This window comes from Pseudoalteromonas sp. J2K-J031, assembly GCF_058197095.2.
Genome location: NZ_CM200279.1, coordinates 3,434,773 through 3,451,179, shown reverse-complemented (window position 1 = coordinate 3,451,179; position 16,407 = coordinate 3,434,773). Strand labels below are relative to the sequence as shown.

Below are 16,407 nucleotides of genomic sequence, written 5' to 3'. Positions count from 1 at the left end.
GGTATAACATCCTGTTTTAAATAGTATGAGTGCGTTTAAATTGTTCAAATAATGAAATTTGCCACGGTCGCATGGCGAGTAATAATCCGGTGTGCTGGCGTTGTTCAAGTGGTAATTTGGTATCTTCTTGATTGAGTAATGCCACCTCTTTCGTGAGTTGGTTAAGTTTACGTTCAATGATAGCCAGTGAGCTGGTTGAATAGCTGCCACGCAAATAAAAGCGAAAGCTTCCCGGTTGGTTAAATTTATCAGCCATAAATGAACTTATCACTTCGCGCTCGATAAACTTTGCTAATGGACCATTGGGGATCCAGCGAAAATCTTGAGCTATGAGCAGTTTATAGCGATTATTTGGCAGTAAATCGATCATTTTTAATTTATCAAGTCGCGCTAATAAACGAATGCATTGATGTTCGCTAATCTGATAATGCTGAATGATTTCGCCAAATTGCCAACCATCCCTAACACATACTGCCACTAAAAATAATTCGGGATCGTCCATCAGCTCTTGTTCTTGCTCCAAGGTGAGCTGACTTAACTGCTCACTTTGTTTTTCTGAAAGTAAAAACAAGTCCGAAAGATTGATATTAATCAGCTGACAAATTTCTTCTAATCGCTCAAGGGTAAAACTTTGATTTGCAAAGATGCGTTTTACATTAGCTTCGCTCATTTTGAGTGCTTGAGCGATATCTTTGTAGGTGAGTTGATGTTGGCGCAGTAATTGTTTTAAGGTCTGATTAATCTGCTTTATTTGGCTCATAAGGTGAAATACCAGTGCTGAGTAGTAAGTGCTAAGTATTAAAATACTATACTTTTAGTCTTTAAAAAGTAAACAAACAACACGTAGGTTTACTCAACGATTATTTGCTTTATCTTTAATGCTGCTGATAACAACAAGGAAGCATCATGAAAAAAATAACGACTACATTACTTATTATTACCTCTTTAATCACATTAAATGCAGGTGCATCAGAAACACTCAATCATAGTGCAAAAGCAAGTAAACACTCAGCTCTTGCTGCAAGTACTGGGGCGCAGTCCGTTGCCAAAGTAGCGAGTGTTGCAGTTGCAATTCCCGTTGTCGTGGTGGGTGCATCAACGGTTGCAGTTGGGAGTGCAAGTGTGGCAGCTGGAACAAAGATATTAGATGCCACGGTCAGTAAAAAGCCGCTTACGATTAGCGATGAAGTATTAACTGCGGATCAGGCACCTAATTTAGCGATTGAAAAAACGAGTCAATCGGTAGATAAAGCTAATGAAGCTTAATTCATTCTTAGTAACTTTTGCATTGCTGGTGACGATTTTGTCGCCAGCAAGTTTTGCGGGCAGCAATAATGCCGGTGAAGCGCTATTTCCAGCGGATGAAATTACTCAATTTGCTAAAGGTGTTGAGAAATATGCCGCAAACCAAGGTGCAAGAGCGTTTATAATCGCCCGTGTTGGTCGCCCTGCTAAAGAGTTACCAAAAGGGATCCGCTTTACCCATACTGCATTGGCCATTTATTCAGATATAACTTTAACGGATGGTAAAGTGGTGCAAGGGTACGCGATTCATAACTTGTATCAAACCACAGAGGACTCTGCAAAAAGTACTTTGATGGTTGATTATCCAGTTGATTTTTTTTGGAGTGTGAATGAATTAACGGCGGGAATTATCATCCCGACCGAAAAACTGCAAAATGAATTAATCAAATTAGTGGCGACAGGCCAATATAAACAATTACATAATGAAAATTACTCCGTTATTGCCAATCCGTTTAATCGTACTTTTCAAAATTGTACCGAGTTTACTTTGGATATGATCAATGCGGCGATATATGGCACTACGGATATCGATAAGCTCAAAACCAATGCTAAAGCGTATTTTTCGCCTCAAGTGGTGGCAACTAGTCGGTTAAAACTCATGTTAGGATCGCTTTTGTTAGCTGAAGTGAGCACTAAAGATCATCATGGAAAAGTAAAAACAGCGACATTTTCAACTATTGCAGCGTATTTAAAACAGTATGATTTAGCTGAGCAGGTTGTGATTTTTAGCCCTACAGCAATAACAATGATGCAAGACTAAACAATTTAAACCAAACACTGATTAATCATAGTTATTCTAAAAATAAGGTTTTATTTCTTAATTTTTCCTTTTGATACTATTGAAAAAAACTTGCACCCAACTGAACTCAGAATTACCCTTGCCGCCATATTTAAAGAGTTAAATTTATTTTTATTCAATTATACCAATTGTTCTGGTCAACTCCAACCGGACACTTTTCTAAAAGAGATTTCAAAATCTATCGGTGACTGATCAGCATTTGCCGAATGCAGTCGTTCTACATTGTAATATTTCATATATTCCGCCACATCATCACGCATATGTTGACGAGTTGGCTGTGGTACTTTTAACAACCAGTCATGCTTTAAACTACCAAAAAATCGCTCTACAACAGCATTGTCCCAACATGCTCCCACATCACCCATACTTGCTCGACAGCCCAATTGTTTTAATAAACGTCGATAACCTTTACTGGTATATTGCGAACCTCTATCGCTATGAAACACCAAGCCTTTAGGTGGTTTGCGCAAGTTGTAAGCCTTTATAAATGCTTTCTCAACTAAGCTTCGCGTCATTCGCTTAGATATGTTCCAGCCGACGATTCTGCGAGAATACAAATCCATTACCACTGCGAGATACAGCCAACCTTCGCCTGTTTTAAGATAGCTCACATCACCTGCCCAAACTTGGTTTGGCCCCACAGGATTAAAATTCATATTAAGCAAATTGTCAGCCACACTCTCACTGTGCTTACGCTTTGTGGTGACCTTATAAGCCAGACGTTGCGTCACATGCAGCTTCAGTCGCGCCATTAACTTAATGGTGCGATAACGTGTGATACTAAACCCTTCTTTGCGTAGCGCTTTAGCTAACTCTCGACTACCTAGGCTGTTCCGACTGGCCTTGAATAATGCTTTAGCTCGACGAAACAATGCGAGTGTATCGGCAGTGATAAGCTCACCAGGACTTTTAAGCCAAACGTAATACGCTGATGTACTGACCTGCATCACTTTGCACGCCATCGAAGTAGGATATTTCGACACAAGAGTCTTGATAAATGAGTACCTTACTTCATTTCTTTCGCAAAGAAGGCGCTGGCCTTTTTTAGGATTTCACGCTCCATTAATAAGCGTTTATTCTCTTTGCGTAACAGCATAAGTTCGGTGCGTTCATCGACAGATAAGGTATCACCTTGTGCCTGCTTTTTGTGTTTAGAAACCCAGCTGTAAAGGATTTTATCTGTGATACCTAAAGAAGCGGCTGCTTGAACTATTGTGTAACCTTGCTCAAGCACCAAAGCCACTGCTTCTTGTTTAAAATCGTTTGGATACTGCTTATTTATTCGTTTAGTCATATTCACCTCAATAATGGCATTATATTCCTTTATTAAAGTGTCCTGCTAATTCAACCACAACAAATCACGATAAGTAAGTGATCAAAATAGCGTAGGAAAAACGCTTGAGAACAAGACAGATTTTTTCGATAAGTAGTTATTCTACAATCAAAAAATCTAACGAAGTTATCGAGTGTTTTAACAAGCTAGGGGATCAGTTATTTATTACGATTGGTATTAGATCATTCCCTTGCTTGTCTATTGTTTGTCCTCCCCCTGAAGTTCAAATCTTGCGTGCAACTTTTTTTATTAAGGACAGTAATGTTTCGAAATTTTAAAATAAAAACTCGATTGCTTTGGTTAGGATTAATCACTATTGCAGCTTTAACCTTGCTTGGTTTTATAGCTATTTCTTCAATTAATGCCATTTTGACTCAAATTCATATTGATAATAAATTAGTCGATATTAATAAGTGGATGTATCAGGCGCGCTTAGGGCAAGCGGATTATATTATTACCAGTGAAGCTCATTTTTTAACAATTAATCACGACAAAACAGCGTTAGCACTTGAAGCGGCCCAAACATTAAAAACAAAGATGATGGTACCAAGTTCTGTTGCCCAAATGTCAGATGCAATTGCAAGTATCCGTGCTTATAGCCAAGCAGTTGAAACTGCTTTTCGGGATTCACATCAGCCTACAGGGCCAGAAACTCAAGCCATGCTTAGAGCGGCACAGCAGGTGACCGATGTCATTACCCGATTAAGTGATGCTGAAGAGGGCATAGCTCTTGGAACTGTAGCGCAACAAAAAACGAATTTGATTATCTTAAGTGTTATTGCGCTTATATTAGTACTCACGCTTTTGTATTTAATTGCGCAAAGCATTGTTCAGCCTTTAAATAAACTTGAGCAAACCTTTATTTATGTTGCTGAGACATCGCATCTATCTACTGAAGCAGATCAAAATGGGCAAGATGAAATAGCAACAATAGCCGTTAGTTTTAACAAAATGCTGGCCAGTTTTCGAGATACGCTTATGGTGGTACAAAATAATGTAAATAAAACTAATATTCAGGTTAATACCATGATGCAAGGCGCCGATGAGAGTAGTAAAATTGTTGCCAAACAGCAAATTCAGCTTGAGGGGCTTGCCACGTTGATGAACGAAATGGCTGTCACCAGTAAAGATGTTGCACAAAATGCCGAATTAATGGCGGTGATGAGTGAGCAATCTCAGCAAGATGCCGCCGATGGCCAGCAGCAGATGGGTCAAACGATGGATAATATTCAGCTTGCTGCGAAAGAAATTGCGCGCGCAGACACCATAGTGCAAGAGCTAAAAGATGGAGTATTGCAAATAGGTGATATTGCTGAAGTAATTAGAGGGATCTCTGAGCAGACAAACTTATTAGCGCTTAATGCGGCCATTGAAGCGGCGCGTGCCGGTACTCAAGGCCGAGGTTTTGCGGTTGTTGCCGATGAAGTGAGAACCCTAGCAGCGAGAACGCAGCAATCAACGCAAGAAATAAAAAGTACGATTGATAACTTACAGCAAAATGCAATGAACGCAGCGGATGCTATGCGCGTATCACAGCAGCAGATGAAAGGCTGTGTGATTTCATCGGATAAAACCAGCCAAGAGTTAGTTAAAATTGTAACTAAATTACAACAAACTAATCAGATGGTAGCCGAAATAGCCGCTGCAGCCGAGCAGCAAAATATGGTGTCGGAACAAGCCAGTGAAAACATAAGTGACATTAGTAGTTCAGCTCAGGGAGTGACAGACTCGTCAGTTGTATTGGCTCGTGAGTCTCGGCAATTGGCGCAAGCTGCGCTTGATTTACAAGATAATTTGGCAAACTTTAAGTTTTAATACCGTGCTGTAGGTATCAAATTATCCATTCGTGGTCGTTTTTGATGGGTGCAGTGATTAAAAGTATTGTTATCATGCAGATAACTTTGATTAAGGGGTTGAAAATGCGTGTATTGGTTTTAGTGTTAATGTTAAGTTTTTGCAGCGTAGTCATGGCAAAAACACCTTTGATCACGGGCTATAGTGACAGCCATGTATCAAAAGTATTTGCTCAAGAGCGTCGCTACATGATTGCATTGCCAGAGCAATATCATGCAAATGCACGCCATTACCCAAGTTTGTACATTATTGATGCAGACTTTCAGTTTCAACACGTCGCAGCAACCGTTCATAACCTTGCTCGTATGGGAAAAATTCCACCAATGATAGTGGTTGGAATTGCCACGCAAGGTCATCGAGATTACCTTAAAAGCAATACCTGGCCCAGTGAATTAGAAGGCGAAGCGTTTGGCGGGGCTGCGATTTTTTCGCAATATTTGCAGCAAGAGCTTATTCCGCTTATTGAACAAAATTATCGTACTACTTCGCAGCGAGCATTAGCCGGGTATTCACTGGGAGGTTTAACTGTGATGCAAAGTTTGCTTGATGCAACAAGCCCATTTAATGCATTCTTAGCGTTTAGCCCAAGCCTTTGGTATGACGAGTATGGTTACAAAAAGCGATTTGAAGCAAATGCTAAAGGTATAAATTGGCAGGGAAGACCTTTGTTTATTTCTCTTGCTAATGAAACTGGAATGGGTGTACGCCCATTGGTGGAGTTATTAAAAGAAGCGCCGCCTGCGAAGTTCAAATGGCAATTTAAAGAGTATCTAAAAGAAACGCATTACAGTACAGCATTGCCAGCTTTGTACGATGGTTTGGTTTTTTTAGCACCCGACTACTTTATTGATATTGACCAAATGATGAAGCAAAAAAATTACCTTGCCGTTTTGGCACAATTTGAAGCGAAAAAATCGCAATGGGCAGGGTTTAATTTTGGTTGGCTGCAAAGTTATACATTAAGTAAGTATTTTTTTGCGTCAAAGCAAAGTGAACACATACCTGCAGCATTAAGTTGGATTCAGGTAAATTTTGCAGATTCCTACCATGAAGTGCTGATCAACTTTGCGCTTGGGTATAACAAAAAAAGGTTGGCAGAACCTGCAAAAGCATTATTGTTAAGCATTGAAAAAGAAGCGGGAAATATAGCCAAATGGCATTACCAACTTGCACTGAGCTATCAGCAATTAGGTGAGAAAGAACTGGCAACGCAGCACCATCAAAAGGCACTGGCATTAGCTCAAGCTCAGCAACTAGAAAGTTGGGAGTATTGGGAGATGGAGCCTTATCTAACCTTTTAATTTTAAAAGTAATTAAAAATTATCAAATAGAAATAGTATTGTTACCTCAGCTCTGAATTAGATATTTACCAACGTTATTGGATTAAAGGTAGATATCTAATTTGCCATTTCTAACCAGAGATAAACTCATTTGTGAGTATTGCAGTCTATTAGTAAGTACTAAAACGTCTAATGGCTGTCTGCGTTTATATTTATAACAGGCAAATATTTAATGAGTGATAAGTAACTTGAGCTCTGGATAATAAATTTATCTTCAGCGGCTACTTTCAACGCTAACGGCGTTGAATTTACTTACAATAGGCCAGCTATTGACGCGTAAATTCGCCTTGTTATCCTTAAAAGTTTCCGGCTACAGACTTGAAAAAATATTTGCCAATTCAATATCAATGCGTTAGTAAATCTCTTAACCAAAGCTCAGGTTAAGTAGGATCTAAAGATTAAAGCTTTCCCTATTGTTGAAAAATAGTATGCGTTGTTCAGTTAATAAAAAAGCACGCAAAGTGAAGCGTGCTTTTTTGTGATATTTAGTGTGTTTTTACGGGAGTAAAAACCATGTTGCAGTGCCTAAGAATGCAAAAATACCGACGATATCAGTTACAGTTGTTAAAATAACGCCGCCTGCTAATGCAGGGTCAATATTCATGCGTTTTAAGAATAAAGGAATACTGGCGCCAGCAATACCCGCAGCCAATAAGTTCATGAACATGGCGAATGCAATGACACAGCCAAGGATAAAATCCCACTTCCAAAGTGCGACTACACCGGCAATTAAAAGTGCCCAAAGTGCGCCATTTAAAGCGCCGATCGCCAGTTCTTTACTGAGTAAAAATCGTTGGTTAGCCTGATTTATGTGGCCAACGGCCATGCCTCGAATAACAAGGGTAAGGGTTTGGCTGCCCGCAACACCGCCCATAGAGGGCACAATGCCATTTAATACTGCAAGTACTGGTAAAATATCTAACGTGGACTCAAAGAAGCTTGCCACAAATGCTGCCATTAGGGCTGTAATTAAATTAACCCCAAGCCAAACCGAGCGACGCTTAGTACTTTTAACAACTGGGGCAAAGGTATCTTCTTCGTCATCAAGACCTGCCATGCTCATCATGCTGTGTTCGGCATCTTCACGAATAACATCAACGATATCATCGATGGTGATCCGACCTAGTACATGTTGAGATTCATCCACTACGGGAGCTGAAATCCAGTTACGACGCTCAAACAATTGAGCGACTTCAGATTCATCCATAGTAACAGGAATCGATTCGCAATGTTCATCCATAACTTCACGTACAGATAAATCAGGGTTGCGTGTTAAAAGCGTGGCTAAAGATACGGCACCTAAAAAGCTATTTTTTTTATCAACAACGTAGAGTTCATCAGTACCCTCAGGTAAATCGCCTTTTAAGCGAAGATAACGTAAAACCACATCCAAAGTAACATCTGGGCGAATGGTTACGGTATCTGTATTCATCAACGCGCCAGCAGACCCTTCGGGATATGAAAGTGCTAGTGTGGCACGTTCACGATCTTGGCTTGCCATCGAACCAATAACTTCTTGGTAAATTGTTTCGGGAAGGCTTCTGAGCATTTCAGCTAAGTCATCATCATCCATGTCTTCAGTTGCAGCTGCAATGAGAGCAGGATCCATCCGTGCAATGATACCATTTCGAACATCTTCGGAGAGTTCTTCGAGTACTTCACCTTGTAAGTCAGAGTCAACCAGTTGCCAAAGGACCGAGCGACCTTTATGAGGAGATGATTCGAGTAATAATGCAATATCACACGGAGCCATATGTGCTAGCATGCGACGAACATGAACAAACATCCCGCTATTTAGTGCGCGAGTAATTTCGTGCAATCGAAGTTGAGTGTTGTCTAATTCTATCGCTTCAGGCATGGCGGCTCTTTCTAGTTGATGAGTGGGGTTGAATTATTACTTACTTATTGTTTATTTTTTAATTGTCGGCAAGTCTTTGATTTTAGCTCGGTTAGTATAGCGTAACTCGCTTGTTTAGTCAGTTAGTCTTGTTCGTTAAATTTATCAGCTATTAGATTGCCAATCGCAATCAATGCTTTTTCAGCATCAGGACCTTCGCACGTGACTTTTACTTCTTTGCCTTGGCTACTTTCTAATAATAATAAGCCAAGTACACTGTCTGCTTCTGCTGATTTTTGATCTTGCTCTAGCGTGATGGTTGCATCAAAACTTGTGGCAAGTTGTGCTAACACTGTCGCAGCACGAGCATGAAGGCCTAATTTATTTTGAATTAAAAAAGTGTTTTGACAGCGCATCCTATTTCTCTTGTTCGCGATGGTGAACTTTCACATTTTTGTGACTTCGGCTGAAATTATCTGCCAGAGTTTGAGCTAAATATACCGAACGATGTTGCCCGCCAGTACAGCCTATCGCAATGGTTAGGTAATTTCGATTATTACGCTCTAAATGTGGCAGCCAAGTTTGTAAAAATGTTTGAATTTGCCAAGTGAATTTGTGCACTATACTGTGGCTAGCTAAAAAGTCTTTTACTGGCTGATCAAGGCCAGTGAGGGGTTTGAGCATTGGCTCCCAATGTGGGTTGGGTAAAAATCTAGCATCAAAAACATAATCTGCATTTTTTGGGATGCCATGTTTAAAGCCAAATGATTCAAATGTGATGATCAGTTGATTATCTTTTTTACCTAGCACTCGCGCTCTAATGGCTTCAGCTAATTGATGAACGCTTAAATCACTGGTATCGATAATAATATCAGCTCTTGATACAAGTACATCAAGTAATTGTTTTTCTTCTCTAATTGCAGCATCAAGTGGTTGTGCATTCATAGAAAGGGGGTGTAATCGTCTTGTTTCTGAAAAGCGGCGAATTAACGTATTGTCGTCACTGTCTAAATAAAATAATGTTGGTTTAGCAAACTCAGGAAGATACTCTAAAATTTCATTAAATTCTTGTTGAATTTTTGGTAGGTTTCGAACGTCAATACTCACTGCAATTTTATCGTAGTTGTCAGATACACTGCGTACTAATGAAGGAAGTAAATTAACCGGAATGTTATCAACGGCGTAATAACCTAAGTCTTCTAAGACGCGAAGTGCAACTGATTTCCCCGATCCTGAACGGCCACTAATAATGATAAGTTGCACTGTATTCCCCTACTTGATTATGCTGCGTCGATGATTAAAAACAGTTCCTCGTCAGATTGCGCGGTCCGTAATTGCTTACAAAACTGTTTGTCGTTAAGTTTATCAGCTATTGCAGCAAGCGTCTTTAGATGGTTATGTGATTCTGCATCAGGTACGAGCAGTGCAACAAAAATATCAACGGGTTTGTTATCAATGGCATCAAAATCAATCGCTTCTTGATTGACGAGTAAAATAGCCAAGCTTTCAGTGATACCGGTTAGGCGACCATGTGGGATGGCAATGCCTCGGCCAATTCCTGTGCTGCCTAGTTTTTCACGGTTAAGTAATGCGGTTAAAATTTCTTGTTCAGATAGCTCAGGCAGCTTTTGATGCGCAAGCTCACTAATGTGTTCAAGAATACGTTTTTTGCTATGAAAAAGGACTGCAGCTTTGATGCAGTCCTTAGAAATAAAAGAATTTAATTTCATGATTAATGACGTGAATTTTTCTCTTTATGTTTAATAACCTGACGATCTAATTTATCAATTAGTGCATCAATGGCAGCGTACATGTCAGCATGTTCTGAAGTAGCAAATAGCTCGCCACCTGTTACATGTAATGTTGCTTCTGCTTTTTGAACTAGTTTTTCAATATCTAAAATAACATGCACGTTATTGATGTGATCAAAGTGCCTTTCGAGCTTAGCGAACTTGTTAGTGACATAGTCTCTTAAAGGTTCTGTAATTTCTACGTGACGACCAGTTAAATTAAGTTGCATAAGCATTTTCCTTCTATTAAACGCCTCAGATTAAACTTTTTCTCTGATTGGACGGGGGGATGGATAGCGATTCGCGATACTTTGCGATAGTTCGTCTAGCCACGTTAATTCCTTGTTCTGCCAATATATCTGCAATTTTACTATCACTCAAAGGTTTAGTTTGGTTTTCTGCAGCTATTAGCTTTTTAATGAGTGCTCGAATTGCCGTTGATGAGCATTCACCACCATTTTCAGTGCTGACATGGCTTGAGAAAAAGAACTTAAGCTCATAAATACCGCGAGGGGTATGCATAAACTTTTGAGTTGTGACACGAGAAATTGTTGATTCGTGCATTTCTACCATTTCAGCAACATCATTTAACACCATTGGTTTCATGGCTTCATCACCATATTCAAAGAACGCTTGTTGCTGTAGCACGATACAATTAGCCACTTTGAGCAAGGTATCGTTACGACTTTCAAGGCTTTTGATAAACCATTTTGCTTCTTGTAAATGAGAACGGATAAACTGACTATCTTCGCTCGATTTCACTGAGCGACTCATTGCCGCATATTGATCGTTCACTCTGATCTTTGGCATGCTATCTGAGTTTAGTTCAACTACCCAACGACCTTTAATTTTTTTTACCGACACATCAGGAATCACATATTCAGGTTGTTCAGTATTTATGCTGTCTGCTGGTTTTGGGTTAAGCGTATGAATGAGCGTCATGATTTCTTTAAGCTCTTCTTCCTTGAGCTTGGTTTTCTTCATAAGAGTTCGATAATCACGAGCGGCTAAAAGTTCAATGTGTTGTTGAACAATTTCTTTAGTTTGTGCAAGCCACGGAGTGTCTTTCGCAAATTGGTTAAGTTGAATAAGCAAACACTCGGGAAAGTTTCTTGCAGCTATGCCAATAGGATCAAATACTTGAATACGTTTTAATACTGCTTCAACCTCATCTAACTCAACGGCTAATCCATCACTCCCTTCACCAATACTTTCGCAAATATCTTCAGTTGAAAGTGTGAGATAACCATCGTCATTAATAGCTTCTACAATTGCAATCGCAATGGCTTCATCGGTTGGGCTAAAGCGAGTTAAACGCAATTGCCACATTAAATAGTCGTGTAAGGTTTCGCTGGTACTACCTTGATAAATGGTGTCGTTGTCAGGAGCTGAACCAGATGAAGATGTTGATGGGCCGGCACTAATATATTCATCCCAACCGACATCCATAGGTAGTTCATCAGTTAGCGAGTCTTTGTTTAACGCATCGGAACTTTCAATTTCAGCATCTGCTGTCGGTTCAAAGTCCGAATCATAATTCTCGTTTTGAAACTCTTGGTTTTCGTTATTTTCTGTTTCGTTGTTATATTCGGTTTCTTCAAGTTCCAGTAATGGGTTGCTATCAAGTGCTTCTTGAATTTCTTGTTGAAGATCTAAAGTGCTCAATTGCAGTAAGCGAATAGCTTGCTGCAATTGTGGGGTCATTGTAAGTTGTTGCCCAAGACGAAGTTGTAATGATTGCCTCATTGACGCCTAACAATCCTTTTAGTTATTAAAATAGATGGCACTTAAGTTACGAAGTAAACTAACTATAGCTTGAATTGTTCACCTAGGTAAACATCACGTACTTTTTGATTCTCGAGTACTTCTTTGGGTGTGCCAGTAGCGATTAATTCGCCATGAGAAACTATGTATGCTTTTTCACATACATCGAGTGTTTCTCGAACATTATGATCTGTAATTAAAACACCAATACCACGTTTTTTGAGATGGCGAATAATTTTCTTTATATCTATCACTGATATGGGATCAACGCCAGCAAAAGGCTCATCAAGTAGAATAAATTTTGGATCTGCTGCAAGTGCGCGTGCAATTTCAACCCGGCGGCGCTCGCCACCTGAGAGTGCCATACCTTGACTGTCTCTGATATGGCAAATATTAAACTCTTCTAAGAGGCTATCGAGGATCTCTTCTCGTTGCGTATGCTTTAAGCCTTTTCGAGTTTCTAAAATAGCCATCAAATTCTGATAAACGGTGAGCTTTCTAAATATTGATGACTCTTGCGGTAAATAACCAATTCCCAAACGTGCACGGCTATGCATAGGTAATAAAGTGATATCTTGATCATCAATAGTGATAAGCCCTTTATCACTAGGTACTAAGCCGACGATCATATAGAAGGTGGTCGTTTTCCCCGCCCCATTAGGGCCAAGTAAACCAACAATACTACCGGCTTTTACTTCAATGCCAACATTTTTAACAACTTGGCGGCCATTATAACTTTTGGCTAGCTGGGTGGCGGTTAATGTTGTCATTTTTTATCCTTTTCAGGAGACGTTAAAATGGTGCGCACTCGTTGGCTTGAGTTTTCTGATTTTTCTGCGCTAATAAGTTGCTGGTTTATATCATAAATGATGTTTTCAGCACTTATTTTTTGGCCACTTTGTGTAATGGATGCGTTACCTGACATTGTTAGTATTGAACTGGCAACATCGTAGCTAATTTCATTTGCGCTTGCTGTGATAACAGAACCATTTACTAAGGTTTCAGAGTATTTAGCAGGGGCACCTTTGGCGATAAGAAGTTGTTTGTTTTCACCAAGTTCAGCTCTGCGATAAGCTTCTAGGAAATCTGCTTTTATTGAGCGCTTGTCGTGTGTGATTTCGACATTTTGTTCAAAAATAATCACATTGCGTTTAATATCAGCTTTTTGGTTATCAGCATCAATAATAACTTTAGAGTCTAGCTTTGCTGCATGAGTAAATAAGCTTGCAGCTAAAAGTGTCAGGGTGAGTATGATTTTATTGGTCATAATAAATAGTCTGTGTATGGTTAATGAGTTCAATTATTTCTGACTCAAAGTTCGCAATAAGCCCTTTGCCTTTAATAAGGATGGATGGCCCTGAAATTTCTACTGGTTGTTCTGAAAGCATGGTGGAATTGGGAATATCTACTTCAATATAATTAGCTTTAATCTTTTGTAACATTGCAGTTTTATCTAGATTAACCGCCACGACATTTACTTCTAAAATGAGCTTTTTACTTTCGTATAATGTGGCTTCGGCTGCGCTTACTTCCCACACACCATGCTTTGAATAAAGCGTAAAAACAGGTGCTAAAAAATGGGTGAAACCAAGTTCTTGGTAGCGCTCCATTCTTGTTGCAGAAACTTTGTGACTGATTTGGCCATCACTATCAAATACGGTTTGCTTTAGCTCAGTTGCAATATAGTCTGGTTCTGCGACATCAGATTTTTTCAGCGTTATGTCTTGCTGAGGTTCGCTTAGATGGGGATACCAAAGCCAGCTCATTATTGCTAGAAATATAACACTTAAGCTAAGGCGCGTTAAATTCATGCACTCGTACCTTGAGTGGTTAATGAGTGACCTTGGCATAACATGAGTAAATCGGTCAATTCTCTAACGGCGCCATATCCACCGCGCATCATGGTTGTATAATGAGATATGTGTTTAATCACTGGGTGTGCGTCATTAACTGCAACAGCAAAACCAACCTTTTCCATTACTGGAAGGTCTGGACCATCATCTCCAATGTAAGCTATTTGATCATCGGTAAGGTTTAATGCTTGTTTTAAAGCATCATAGGCAATCAGTTTATTTTCTTGGCCTTGATATATGTGGGTAACAGTTAAGCTTTTCATTCGTTGCTCAACAATATTGGATTGGCGACCCGTTATAACAGCAACGTCAACGCCAGTATTAATTAATGCTTTAATGCCAAATCCATCTTTGGTATTAAATGCTTTTAGTTCTTCCCCGTTATTGCCTAAATAAATACATCCATCAGAAAAGACGCCATCTATATCACAAATCAATAACTTAATTGCTGCTGCTTTAGTGAACACTTGCTGGCTAATAGGTTGATAAAGTTGGTCAAAGGTCATTAAATAACTCCAGCACGCAATAAGTCTTGCATGTTAAGTGCGCCGATTGCCTGATTATGTTGGTTAACAATTAATAATCCATTAATGCGCTTGTGTTCCATGATATTGAGTGCTTCAGCAGCAAGCATATCACAGGATGCGGTTGTACACTTTTTTGTCATAACGGCTTGGATTGGAGTGGTGTGGATATCTATCTTCTGCTCCAAAATTCGGCGCAAGTCACCATCAGTAAATAGGCCCAGCAGTGTATCGTCTTTGCCTACAATAGCAGTCATACCCAAGCCTTTGGCTGACATTTCGATCAGTGCATCTCGAATAATGGCATCTGAATTGACTTTTGGCATTGCATTACCGGTGTGCATAAGATCTTTTAATGTAAGCAATAATCGACGCCCTAAACTTCCACCTGGATGAGAAAGTGCAAAATCATCAGCCGTAAAGCCTCTAGCCTCAAGCAAAGCAACCGCTAATGCATCACCCATAACTAAGGTTGCGGTTGTGCTCGCTGTTGGAGCAAGCCCTAAAGGGCAGGCTTCTTGTTCTACTTTAATGCAAATATGAACATCTGAGTGTGTTGCAAGGGATGACTGGGTATTGCCAGTCATGCCTATTGTTTTTGCACCTAAGCGTTTGATCACTGGAACGATACCAAGTATCTCACTCGTTTCACCTGAGTTCGAGATAAGTAAAACCACGTCATCTTTAGTGATCATGCCCAAATCACCATGACTAGCTTCACCAGGGTGCACAAAAAAGGCTGGGCTGCCCGTGCTTGCAAGTGTTGCAGCAATCTTATTGCCAATATGACCTGACTTACCCATGCCAATGACGATAATACGACCTTTGCAATTGAGCATAAGTTCACAAGCATGGGAGAAGTGGATATCAATGTATTGATTTAGTTGTTCAATTGCTTGTTTTTCAATTGCAAGCACTCGGGTTGCGCTAGCGATAAATTCAGGTTGTGACATGGAAATCAGGCCTTAAGCTACTTGAGAAAAAACAACGTATTGGTAGGCACAAAAGCTTAAAACTAATAAACCACCTTCAAAACGATTAATACGACGTGTACCGCGAATACTTAAGCTCATGGCAACCAAAGCAAAAGTTGCAAGCAGCATAATTAAAGAGTCACGACTGGCAGCTGATGGGTCAATGCCAGAAGGATTAATTATGCCTGCTAGTGACAGCACCGCTAAAATATTAAAAATGTTCGAACCAATAATATTACCCAGTGCTAGGTCATCTTCTTTTTTAAGCACGCCAGCAATACACGCAGCTAATTCAGGTAAACTTGTGCCAATAGCAATAATTGATAAGCCAATGACTAAATCGCTCAAACCAAAAAACTTTGCAATATCAACAGCTGAACCGACCAAAAAATGTGAGCTTATTGGTAACATAATCATACCTACCACTAACCAAGCAATCGCTTTGATATTACTGACACCTTGCGGTACGTCATCACACGCTTCGGCGACAAGTGGGTCATCGATATCTTTTTGGCGCATAGAAATAAAAATTAAACCGCCGATAAAAATTGCAAATGCTACCATTAGTGCATAGCCTTCAGTGGCTGAAAAGTAGTTATCAGATAAAACATACCAAGCCGCTAAAGAGACTAAAATGAGCACCGGCATTTCGCGTTTTAAAATCCCTGAAGAAACGGTTAGCGGGCGAAGTAAGGCTGTTAAGCCTAAAACGAGTAAAATATTTGTGATGTTTGAACCAACCGCATTCCCAACAGCGGTATCGGTTTTGTCGGCTAATGCGGCAGAAGCCGACACCATCATTTCTGGTGCTGATGAACCCATTGCTACAATTGTTAGGCCGACAATTAAAGTTGGAACGCCAAAATTTTTAGCTAACGCCGCCGCTCCGTATACAAAACGATCGGCACTCCATACTAATGCAGCAAAACCTAAGACTAAAATAACAAATGACAACAGCATGTTTCCAACCAGTGAGTGAATTTCTGACCGAGAATCTTAACAAATACCTTAGTAAATGTATAAAAAAATACAGG

18 protein-coding genes are annotated in these 16,407 nt (G+C 39.8%); 4 read left to right on the top strand and 14 right to left on the bottom strand.

Annotated features, from left to right (window positions below; genetic code table 11):
- Window positions 1–16: 16 nt before the first annotated feature.
- A complete protein-coding gene (locus AC3KZC_RS15790; RefSeq protein WP_490579712.1) occupies window positions 17–760 on the bottom strand; it encodes a helix-turn-helix domain-containing protein in 744 nt (247 codons plus the stop codon).
- A gap of 146 nt (window positions 761–906) precedes the next feature.
- On the opposite strand from AC3KZC_RS15790, the gene AC3KZC_RS15785 reads away from it, so the two are divergent.
- Both AC3KZC_RS15785 and AC3KZC_RS15780 read left to right on the top strand, forming a co-directional pair.
- The gene (locus AC3KZC_RS15785) at window positions 907–1,266 is read left to right on the top strand and encodes a hypothetical protein (RefSeq protein WP_490579713.1); all 360 of its coding nucleotides are present in this window, start codon (window positions 907–909) and stop codon (window positions 1,264–1,266) included.
- Window positions 1,256–2,065: a DUF2145 domain-containing protein gene (locus AC3KZC_RS15780; RefSeq protein ID WP_490579714.1), complete on the top strand. Its 810-nt coding sequence runs from the start codon at window positions 1,256–1,258 to the stop codon at window positions 2,063–2,065. The genes AC3KZC_RS15785 and AC3KZC_RS15780 overlap by 11 nt, the downstream gene beginning before the upstream one ends.
- Before the next feature lie 176 nt (window positions 2,066–2,241).
- On the opposite strand, the gene AC3KZC_RS15775 is transcribed toward AC3KZC_RS15780, so the two are convergent.
- Window positions 2,242–3,398, bottom strand: a protein-coding gene (locus AC3KZC_RS15775) for an IS3 family transposase (protein ID WP_518525900.1) whose coding sequence is annotated in 2 segments (ribosomal slippage) — window positions 2,242–3,152 and window positions 3,152–3,398 — 1,158 coding nt in all. Because the reading frame shifts where the segments join, the coding sequence is not laid out codon by codon here.
- 300 nt (window positions 3,399–3,698) lie between these two features.
- Between AC3KZC_RS15775 and AC3KZC_RS15770 the strand changes: the two genes are divergently transcribed.
- Together AC3KZC_RS15770 and AC3KZC_RS15765 are read left to right on the top strand one after the other, a co-directional pair.
- Entirely contained in the window at window positions 3,699–5,252 is a 1,554-nt protein-coding gene (locus AC3KZC_RS15770; protein WP_490577868.1) for a methyl-accepting chemotaxis protein, read from the top strand.
- 104 nt (window positions 5,253–5,356) lie between these two features.
- On the top strand, window positions 5,357–6,592 hold the full coding sequence (locus tag AC3KZC_RS15765) for an alpha/beta hydrolase (protein ID WP_490577867.1): 1,236 nt from the start codon (window positions 5,357–5,359) through the stop codon (window positions 6,590–6,592).
- Window positions 6,593–7,127: 535 nt separating this feature from the next.
- Here AC3KZC_RS15765 and mgtE read toward each other — a convergent pair.
- The 12 genes from mgtE to AC3KZC_RS15705 form a co-directional block, all read right to left on the bottom strand.
- Complete coding sequence (mgtE, locus tag AC3KZC_RS15760) at window positions 7,128–8,489, bottom strand: magnesium transporter (RefSeq protein ID WP_490577866.1); 1,362 nt, start codon at window positions 8,487–8,489, stop codon at window positions 7,128–7,130.
- A gap of 122 nt (window positions 8,490–8,611) precedes the next feature.
- The gene (locus AC3KZC_RS15755) at window positions 8,612–8,884 is read right to left on the bottom strand and encodes an HPr family phosphocarrier protein (protein WP_490577865.1); all 273 of its coding nucleotides are present in this window, start codon (window positions 8,882–8,884) and stop codon (window positions 8,612–8,614) included.
- Window position 8,885: 1 nt separating this feature from the next.
- A complete protein-coding gene (rapZ, locus tag AC3KZC_RS15750; protein WP_490577864.1) occupies window positions 8,886–9,731 on the bottom strand; it encodes an RNase adapter RapZ in 846 nt (281 codons plus the stop codon).
- A gap of 17 nt (window positions 9,732–9,748) precedes the next feature.
- Window positions 9,749–10,198, bottom strand: a complete 450-nt coding sequence (gene ptsN / locus AC3KZC_RS15745) for a PTS IIA-like nitrogen regulatory protein PtsN (protein WP_490577863.1) — start codon at window positions 10,196–10,198, stop codon at window positions 9,749–9,751.
- A gap of 2 nt (window positions 10,199–10,200) precedes the next feature.
- The gene (gene hpf / locus AC3KZC_RS15740) at window positions 10,201–10,488 is read right to left on the bottom strand and encodes a ribosome hibernation promoting factor (RefSeq protein WP_490577862.1); all 288 of its coding nucleotides are present in this window, start codon (window positions 10,486–10,488) and stop codon (window positions 10,201–10,203) included.
- 25 nt (window positions 10,489–10,513) lie between these two features.
- Complete coding sequence (locus tag AC3KZC_RS15735) at window positions 10,514–12,004, bottom strand: RNA polymerase factor sigma-54 (RefSeq protein WP_490577861.1); 1,491 nt, start codon at window positions 12,002–12,004, stop codon at window positions 10,514–10,516.
- 62 nt (window positions 12,005–12,066) lie between these two features.
- Complete coding sequence (gene lptB, locus AC3KZC_RS15730; RefSeq protein ID WP_490577860.1) at window positions 12,067–12,792, bottom strand: LPS export ABC transporter ATP-binding protein; 726 nt, start codon at window positions 12,790–12,792, stop codon at window positions 12,067–12,069.
- Complete coding sequence (lptA, locus tag AC3KZC_RS15725; RefSeq protein ID WP_490577859.1) at window positions 12,789–13,289, bottom strand: lipopolysaccharide transport periplasmic protein LptA; 501 nt, start codon at window positions 13,287–13,289, stop codon at window positions 12,789–12,791. Before lptA ends, lptB begins: the two co-directional genes overlap by 4 nt.
- Entirely contained in the window at window positions 13,279–13,833 is a 555-nt protein-coding gene (gene lptC / locus AC3KZC_RS15720; protein ID WP_490577858.1) for an LPS export ABC transporter periplasmic protein LptC, read from the bottom strand. Before lptC ends, lptA begins: the two co-directional genes overlap by 11 nt.
- A complete protein-coding gene (kdsC, locus tag AC3KZC_RS15715; protein WP_490577857.1) occupies window positions 13,830–14,381 on the bottom strand; it encodes a 3-deoxy-manno-octulosonate-8-phosphatase KdsC in 552 nt (183 codons plus the stop codon). Before kdsC ends, lptC begins: the two co-directional genes overlap by 4 nt.
- Window positions 14,381–15,352 carry a KpsF/GutQ family sugar-phosphate isomerase gene (locus AC3KZC_RS15710; protein ID WP_490577856.1) on the bottom strand — a complete coding sequence of 324 codons (972 nt, stop codon included), beginning with the start codon at window positions 15,350–15,352 and terminating at the stop codon, window positions 14,381–14,383. Before AC3KZC_RS15710 ends, kdsC begins: the two co-directional genes overlap by 1 nt.
- A gap of 12 nt (window positions 15,353–15,364) precedes the next feature.
- A complete protein-coding gene (locus AC3KZC_RS15705; RefSeq protein WP_490577855.1) occupies window positions 15,365–16,333 on the bottom strand; it encodes a calcium/sodium antiporter in 969 nt (322 codons plus the stop codon).
- Window positions 16,334–16,407: the final 74 nt, after the last annotated feature.